We start from the raw sequence: 8,520 nt of genomic DNA on the forward strand, positions 1-8,520 counted from the left end.
GATGAATATGAATGCAAGTACACCACTTCTCACTGTAGATGAACTCCGGACCCATTTTTTCACGCAGGACGGAGTGACGCGGGCCGTCGACGGCGTGAGCTTTGAGATCAGACCGGGCGATACGCTTGGTATCGTAGGCGAAAGCGGGTGTGGCAAGAGCGTCACCGCGCTCTCCATCATGCGTCTCCTGCCAGCCAAGCTCGCACGCATTGTGGGAGGGCGCATCCGCTTCGAGGGCCGCGAGGTGCTGGCGCTTAGCGAGGCCGAGATGCGCGGCGTCCGAGGCAACCGCATCGGCATGATCTTCCAGGAGCCGATGACGTCCTTGAACCCGGTATTGACTGTCGGCGACCAAATCGCCGAGGCATTGATTATCCACCAGAAAAAGGATCGCAGCGAAGCGTTGGCGCGGGCCGCGGAGATGTTGCGTCTTGTGCGCATTTCCGATGCTGAGAAACGCCTTGGGGACTATCCGCATCAATTCTCGGGCGGCATGCGCCAACGCGTGATGATCGCGATGGCCCTCGCTTGCAACCCCAAGCTCCTTATCGCAGACGAGCCGACAACGGCGCTTGATGTCACCATCCAGGCGCAGATCCTACGCCTGATCTTGGAATTGAAGGAACGCTTCGGCTCCGCCGTTATGCTCATAACCCACGATCTCGGCGTCGTCGCGGAGACCTGCCAGCGCGTGATCGTGATGTACGCGGGCCGCAAGGTCGAGGAGGCTGAGGTGACCGAACTATTCGACCGGCCGCTTCATCCGTATACGCAGGGGCTGATCGCCTCAATCCCAAGACGCCGCGGGCTGCGGAATAGACCTAGGCGCCTTACCGAGATCCCTGGGAGCGTGCCGATGCTCAACCAGCCCTTGCCGGGCTGCGCTTTCGCGCCGCGCTGCGCATACGCGACTGAGCTGTGCCGCTCCGAGGCGCCGCCTTTCGAACGCTTCGAGCGAACGCACTTCGTTTCCTGCTGGGAAGCCATGAAGGGAGTTGCGATATGATGCATCGTCATATCGGATCGTGCGGCCCCCGGAGGGTGCCCGGAACGGGGGCGCCCGGAGTGATCACGAGCGACGTGAGCACTCCTGCTCTGGAGGTTACCGATCTCCAGAAGCATTTCCCGGTGGTGCGCGGCTTGATGCGACGCGAGGTGGCGCGGGTCAAGGCGGTGGACGGCGTTAGCTTTTCCGTCGCGCGGGGCGAGACGCTCTGCCTCGTCGGCGAGAGCGGCTGCGGCAAGTCAACGGTGGGCAAGCTCGTTCTCCGCCTCACCCGCCCGACTGGTGGTGCCATCCGGCTCGACGGTGTCGACGTGACGCATCTGAGCGAGGGCGAAATGCGCCAGCACCGGCGGCGCGTGCAGATGGTCTTCCAGGACCCCAACGGCTCGCTAAATCCAAAGCTCAGGGCCGGCACCATTGTCGGTGAGCCGATCGAGAATTTTGAGAGCCTTTCGGCCAGCGAGCGCGACGGGCGAGTCGCGGGCCTCGTCGAGAAGGTAGGGCTGCGCGCTGAGGCGATGCGGCGCTATCCCTTTGAGTTCTCGGGCGGTCAACGCCAGCGCTTGGCGATCGCCCGAGCGCTGGCCGTCAATCCCACCCTCATTGTCGCCGACGAGCCGGTCTCGGCGCTCGACGTCTCGGTGCAGGCCCAAGTGCTCAATCTGCTCATGGACCTGCAGGAAGAATTAAAGCTCGCATATATGTTCATCACTCACGATCTCGGCGTTGTGGAGCATATCGCCCACCGCATCGCGGTCATGTACCTAGGGCGTATTGTTGAGATCGCACCCAAGGACGCTGTTTTCGAGGAGCCGCTACATCCTTACACGCAGGCGCTCATCACCGCGGCGCCGGTCGCGGATCCGCGCTACAAGCGAGAACACCTGCTCATCGAAGGCGACGTACCCAGCCCAATTAACCCACCTTCCGGCTGTCACTTCCATACGCGCTGCCCATTCACTATTCCGCGCTGCCGCAGCGAAGAGCCGCAACTGCGCGAGGTCGCCCCAGGCCACTTCGTCGCCTGCCATCTGCGCGCGGACCGCTATCGCGGCCCGCTACAGGTGCGGACCGTGTCTTGATTCCGACGAAGTCATTAAAGCTCACGAGGATCTTTGTGCCTGTCTATCCGCGCTTCAATCTGCCAACCGGCAGCCCGCATCGCTCTACTTTATCAAGCACTCGCTCGAAGCTGACGACCACGCTCGCGCCTTAGCATCCAAGCGAAGAGGCCGAATAACCGGTTGACGTTCTATCGGATTGGTAGGACACGCCCAAAGTACTTGAATAGCCAGCGATCACTGGCCTGATGGTGCTGATCTTAGACAAGGTGCTGATGAGCGCTGGCGATCGGCGCAGCGAGCCTCTGGTAATATTCACGAGAGAATGCGACACAGTTAGCAAAGAGCGGATCTGCGGCTCTTACCGAATGAGGGCAGTGGACCTGTTTAGGTGTCAGTGCTCGCGCAGATGCTCGCAAAACTCGGAGCCGCCAAATCCGACGTCCTACGGCTGCAACCGCGCAAGATTGAATGGCAGTTCTTCATAGGCACACAACAACGGGAAGCTCGCGTTATTCCTAGTTGCGATGCGTCTTGCCCGCTGATGAGAGCACGTTGCGCTCTTGAGATGGATGACGGCCCCGGGGGATGAGTTCTTCTGAACGTCAGTTCAGTGAGCACGGCCGCGGCGCGGATCACCCGTCGCAGTGGCCATGCAATGTCCTCACGACCCGGACACGCGCTCGAACAAACTCGCCGCAGCACCGACGCCCACCGCATAAGCCACTGAAAGGCAGAGACGGATGTCGGCGGCGGTCCGACGTGGTCTTAAGCACTTTGCTAACGGCGGCCGATGCCCTCATGGATTAGAAATGCAGGAGCAGGCTTGTCCCGGCGAAGCAGTTAAGACCGGCGATTATGGGCGGTCTCCAAGAGCTGCAGCCGGGGATACAGTCACCTTGCCGCCGTCTGCGCGGAAGCGAGTGCTTGTTCGAGATGCGAGTGCATCCGGATGGATGCTTGCTGGAAGTCGCCGGCTGAAATGGAACGAGTGTCACGCGCGATTGCATGGTCTGTTCAACATCACCGTCACGCCTTTTAAAGCCGACGGGGCTTTCGAGGAGCGCGCCAGGACCTTCCGCAGGGTAATGGATATCGTCGGCGACCGCGTTCCTGTCATGTTGTGTGCCGCCGGTTCTGATGTTCGCGCCGCTCGCGAGTTGACGACGTTGGCCGGAGAACTTGGCGGCGTGCCCATGGTCATGCCGCCGTACGTGTCCGAAGTAACCGATGCGCAGATCATCGCATTTTTCCGCGAGATGGCCCCACTCTCGCGCACTGGCGTGCTGGTCTACAACGCTCCTGGCATCGGAATCACCCTCTCGCCAATGGTTCTGGAGCAACTCGCAGATATCCGGGGCGTCGTCGGCGTCAAGCAGGGCGACCTGACTCCGACGTCGATTGATCAGATCGCGAACCGGATCGGCGGGCGCATCCGCCTGTTCTGTGCCTCGGATCTGGCCTTTCTCGGCCCAATGATGTGCGGATTTGATGGGATCAGTTCCACCAATAGCTGTGCGCTGCCCGAACTGATCCTTGCTACCTTTCGAGCGTTGGAAGCCGGCGACGCCGCAACTGGGCGCGATTTGCACCGGCTCTGGTATCCCCTTCGTGCCCTGGCCCGAGAGTTTGGACAGCCTCAGACCACCAAGGCAGCCATGAACCTGCGTGGCTTCGACGGCGGTTCGGTCCGGCTGCCGCTGCGGGACCTCGGAGCTGCGAACATAAATGAGATCGCCAAGGTGATGCGTGATCTTGCCGCGGATCGACGCTCCAGCGTCTCGCTCGAAGCATGAGACTAGGATCGGGCGAAACAACCGTTCGTTAGGCCTATCTCGGCGTCTGAGTCTGCTTGGCCTTGTTAATTCTTCAAAAACTTAGGGGCTTTCGGTCGATCTGAACTCCGATCTTTGCGACAGGTTCGGCGCATGCAACTGCCGATGACGAGGCGATATTTTCGCTCATAACCTCCCCCAAAGTTGTCTGTCGTTTTCACGCGGCTCGGTTCAGTGCGGCGATCACCACCTGTTCAATGCCCCTATCGCCGTTCGCAGCCTCAAGCGTTGACAGATCGGATCATATGGTTCTATATAAAAAATAAGGAATGTTTGTTCCGACGCGGGCCCGAGAGTGAGTCTAACAAGTCGAGCGCCCAATTATGCATGTCCTCAAACTAACGCATATTCTGTAGGAGCTCCTCTTGACCGCCTACCTCAACGGTTCGTTCATTCCCATGTCCGAGGCGAAGGTGTCCGTCCTAGATCGCGGCTTCCTGTTCGCCGACGCGATCTACGAAGTGGGCGCCGTCCTAGACGGCAAGCTGGTGGATAACGAGTCGCACTTGATGCGGCTGAAGCGCTCGGCAGGTGAGATCTCGCTAAAGTTGCCGGTGTCGCTGGAGAGAGTCCAGGAAATCCAGAAGGAGCTTGTTGCTCGTAACAAGATCACAAGCGGCCTCACCTACCTACAACTGACCAGGGGTGCCAATCCAGGAGGGCGAAACTTTCTCTTCCCGGCGAAGGATATTCCCTCGACCTTTGTTGTTTTCACGCGGGCGACGGAGCTGGTGGACACGCCCGAAGCTAAAACGGGCATCGGCGTAATCTCGGTGCCGGACATCCGCTGGGGCCGTCGCGATATCAAGAGCGTCATGCTGCTAGCACAGGTCCAGGCTCGCCAGACGGCCGAGGAGGCGGGTGCTGGTGAAGCGCTGATGGTCCAGGACGGCTTTGTCACGGAAGGCACGGCTTCCACCGCCTTTATCTTGACGCGCGAGGACGTTATCGTGACGCGCCCGAATTCCACGATCATCCTTCCGGGTTGCACGCGTAAGGCCGTGCAGGCCCTCGCCGAGGAGCGGCGCATGCGTGTGGAGGATCGCGCCTTTACAGTCGCTGAGGCGCAGGAGGCGAAAGAGGTCTTCGTGACGAACGCCTCGCTGTTCGTACAGCCAGTGATCTCGGTGGACGGCAAGGAAATCGGCAATGGCAAGCCGGGGCCGATCACGCAACGGCTGCGGGAGATCTACATCGAATTCGCGCGCGCGACGGCGGTCTGATTCAAGGAGTCCGCTGCCCAGCTGTCGGTCTCGTTTCCTAACTGCCGCGCTATCTCTCGCACGGGAGATTGGGCCCCAGCTTGGGAGGGGCTGCTTCGACGGTCTCCCGTGAACTGCGGCGGAACGCGGCCACCGGCGGCGGGGGCTAGATTATCGGGCCACAACTGCCCAATGGCATACAGACCAATCTGCCCGCTGGACGAAGCCGACTAAGCTTGCGCCGAACGCAGCCTTGCGCACTTATGTGGAGGATAGACTTGGCGGTAGTGTTGTAGCCCCGAGCGGAGCTTGTATTGCTGGCCCCACCGTTCGGTGGAACGGCGGCAGGCATGGCCGGCGAAAGGATCGACGATGGTCCAAGGCATGGAGCCCTGAGCGGATTGCCCGACGCTTGCCGATCGACTTCCCGGACGACAAGACGATGCGCATCAGCCACGAAGCCATTTATCAGGCTCTTTCGTTCAGGGGCGCAGTGTACTACGCAGCGAACTGACGGCCTGGTTGCGAACGGGACGCGTGTTGCGCATGCCCAGGGGCCGCGTACCCAGGCGGGGCAAGGGCTTTGTCTCGCCGGACATCATGATCAGTGAGCGCCCCGCTGAAGCAGCCGATCGAGCCGTGCCGGGACATTGGGAGGGAGACCTCATCCTCGGTCTTGCCAGCTCGGCGATCGGCACGTTGGTCGAATGCACGACACGCTTCACAATGCTGTTGCACCTTCCCGATTCACGAGGCATCGCGAAGCTCCGTGCACGAAGAATGGACCTGCGCTTGCGGACACGGGGCGGAAGCCGTGCGTGACGCGATCTTTGCCCACCATCATCGCTTTGCTAAGAACTACGTCGCACGCTGACTTGGGATCAAGGAGCAGAAATGGCTCAGCACGACCGCCTCGAAGCGGGCATCCAAGTCTACTTCTGCGACCCGCAACGGCCTTGGCAGCGCGGCACTAACGAGAACACCAACGGGTTGCTGCGGCAGTACTTTCCGAAATGCACAGACCTGAGCATCCACAGCGCCGACGAGATATCCGCTGTAGCAGTGGCCCTCAACGCCCGACCGAGAAAGACACTCGGCTGGAAAACGCCGGCAGAAGCCCTTGACGAAATTGCTGTCATGAGTGAAAATGACTTGTTGCGACAACCGTTTGAATGCGCCCCGACTACCCTGGTCGGAGTGGTGCAACAGTGCGTGGGCTTGCCGCGTCGCCACACAGCCATCAGCAGGGCATCGGTCACCAACTGAGCTGTCATGGTGGCGCTCATCGACCAACCCGCCACCCGGTGTGAGAACAAGTCGATCACTGCTGCGACGTAGAGCCAGCCCTCGGCCGTCCAGAGATACGTAAAGTCGGCGATCCACTTCTGGTTCGGCCGCTCGGCAATGAACTGCCGGTCGGGGAGGTTAGCCGGCACGGCCTCGAGCTGTCGATCGCCGCTGCCTTCGGCAAGCGCCGGCGTCGCGCCCGCGCCCGCAAGACATGTTCGTGGCGGTCATTGCCTACGAGTGTTGCGCGGATCATCTCAATCGATGAATGGCAGCGCACGTCCCGATACGTTGCCAGGGCGTCGGGATTGCGTTCGCTTGCAACAATGGCTCGGATAATCCGCATGCCGGTCGCGCTGGTGATATCCGAGACAACATGATGGAGCTGCAGGTTCATCTCCATTAGAGCCTTCTGCATATGTTGGACATGGGCGGCAGCATATTCCACGAGCCGTTCGGGCTGGCGCAGATAGGCTCGCACGGTTGCGATCTCGGCATCGGCTCGGAAGCTGCCCCGTAACAGGCCATGGAAGTGGAGCTGGCGTAACCAAGCGACATCGCTGAAATCGGTTTTGCGCCCCAGGCACATTCTTGGCGTGCCGCGCGTTGACCAGAATGACCTCAAATGCGCGCTTTTTTAGGATCTCGTAGACTTTGATCCAGAAGATCCCAGAGGATTCTATCGCGACACTGGTCACGCCGCACGCCTTTTGAACCAGTCCGCCAGCTTATGCAGGTCTTGCGTGTATGTGCCGAATTCACCACTGGCGTGTCGGTGCAGCCCGGGTTCACCGCGGCCATGTGCATCTTTGACTCGATGTCGATAGCGGCCGCGCCGAGGTTGGCCGGCTTTAAGTACGGGGCGCCACCGGTTGTCCTCTTCGGCATCGCAAATCCTCCGTCTCCGATGATGGGCTGGAGGGTCTGGGAAACACCTAATCTCGGCGTCCATCAGCCGCATCTCAAACTACGCAAGGCGGTTGCCGGCGGCGAGGCGCAAAGCGGGTTCTTGAGCTCCTGCAACGACGATGATCCCGGTCCCGAGCGGCGTCAGGGTCTGGATCGCGACTGGCCGCACCGACATGCGTCGCGGCATGCAAAGCCTAGCGCTTGCGGTTCAGGAAAGCTTGAAGCGCGATCCTCATGCCGGCGATCTCTATATCGTCCGGGGCCGCCGCGGCGATCTGGTCAAGATTCTCTGGCATGACGGGTTGGGCATGTCGCTTTATGCCAACTACGTGCATCATACTACAGCCAATTCAGCTTCAGTTGAGGGTTTTGGCGCCATTGCCGTCGTGAGGGCGACGGCTCGATCGACAAGCCAATTCCACCGTCCCGTTCAACGGCCGCCACCAAGCTCGATCTCGATGCCCGCTGCATTGCTTGCGGGGCAGGCTCGATGTGCGAATCTCGTATAGTCAATAGTGTGCATTGTAGGCGTGCCTGGTAACGAGTCCATGTTCAGCCCACCTGGCGAGGGTCGTTTCGCGGATGCTGAGGCGCGCACGGCTTCCCGTTTTGCCAGCATTCCGCGATCTCGCAGTCGGTCATAGCGCGAGCGCAAGCCATGGCGATGGCGAGATAGGCGATCCACAAGGCCGTGAAGCTGGTCTCGTGACGGCCGGAGCGCGCTGATCCACCTGGGCAATATCCTTGCTGGTTGAGAAGTTCGGCCATCACTGAAGATCGTGTCCCTGAGCATGGTGTAACTGGCGGTGGGACACCGCGTTCGCCGGCGCGAGCCGGACTGGTCAGCTGGCGATAGCCGGAAGGCTGACGGTTGGATCATCGCTCAAGGGCGCGATGGTTTCCAGCGTCATGTAACGGGCCCGCTGGACGGCCCACTCGTCGTTCTGTTCGAGCAGGATCGCGCCGATCAGGCGCACGATGGAGTCTTCGTTGGGGAAGATGCCTACCACCTCAGTTCGCCGCTTGATCTCGCCATTGAGACGCTCGATCGGGTTGGTCGAGTGCAGCTTGGTCCGATGCTGCGGCGGGAACGTCATGTAGGCGAGCACGTCGGTCTCGGCTTCGTCCAGGAAGGCTGCGAGCTTGGGCAGCTTGGGACGAAGCTGATCCGCAACACGGCGCCACTGGGCCTTTGCGGCCTCGGCATCGTCCTGGGCAAA

6 protein-coding genes and 2 pseudogenes are annotated in these 8,520 nt (G+C 60.8%); 6 read left to right on the forward strand and 2 right to left on the reverse strand.

All coding sequences use genetic code 11. The annotated features are described in order from the left end of the window. Position 1: 1 nt before the first annotated feature. The 5 genes and pseudogenes from AC24YW_RS29130 to AC24YW_RS29150 all read left to right on the forward strand — a co-directional run. Positions 2 to 1,006, forward strand: coding sequence for an ABC transporter ATP-binding protein (locus tag AC24YW_RS29130; protein WP_487485927.1), 1,005 nt, complete (start codon positions 2 to 4; stop codon positions 1,004 to 1,006). Between the two features lie 74 nt (positions 1,007 to 1,080). Beyond that, on the forward strand, positions 1,081 to 2,088 hold the full coding sequence (locus AC24YW_RS29135) for an ABC transporter ATP-binding protein (protein WP_487485944.1): 1,008 nt from the start codon (positions 1,081 to 1,083) through the stop codon (positions 2,086 to 2,088). 983 nt (positions 2,089 to 3,071) lie between these two features. Further along, complete coding sequence (locus AC24YW_RS29140) at positions 3,072 to 3,863, forward strand: dihydrodipicolinate synthase family protein (protein WP_487485928.1); 792 nt, start codon at positions 3,072 to 3,074, stop codon at positions 3,861 to 3,863. A gap of 404 nt (positions 3,864 to 4,267) precedes the next feature. Then, positions 4,268 to 5,125, forward strand: coding sequence for a D-amino-acid transaminase (locus AC24YW_RS29145; protein WP_487485929.1), 858 nt, complete (start codon positions 4,268 to 4,270; stop codon positions 5,123 to 5,125). An 80-nt stretch (positions 5,126 to 5,205) separates the two neighbouring features. Further along, positions 5,206 to 6,235 (forward strand): annotated as a pseudogene (locus tag AC24YW_RS29150) (IS30 family transposase); the annotation flags it as partial. A 48-nt stretch (positions 6,236 to 6,283) separates the two neighbouring features. Here the strand turns inward: AC24YW_RS29150 and AC24YW_RS29155 are convergent. Next, positions 6,284 to 7,279 (reverse strand): annotated as a pseudogene (locus AC24YW_RS29155) (DDE-type integrase/transposase/recombinase); the annotation flags it as partial. Positions 7,280 to 7,419: 140 nt separating this feature from the next. Here AC24YW_RS29155 and tnpB point away from each other — a divergent pair. Beyond that, on the forward strand, positions 7,420 to 7,809 hold the full coding sequence (gene tnpB / locus AC24YW_RS29160) for an IS66 family insertion sequence element accessory protein TnpB (protein WP_487485930.1): 390 nt from the start codon (positions 7,420 to 7,422) through the stop codon (positions 7,807 to 7,809). 333 nt (positions 7,810 to 8,142) lie between these two features. Here the strand turns inward: tnpB and AC24YW_RS29165 are convergent. Continuing rightward, positions 8,143 to 8,520: transposase (locus AC24YW_RS29165; RefSeq protein WP_487485931.1), on the reverse strand; the 378-nt coding region annotated here is incomplete at its 5' end.

It is taken from the genome of Bradyrhizobium sp. USDA3516 (genome assembly GCF_057651995.1).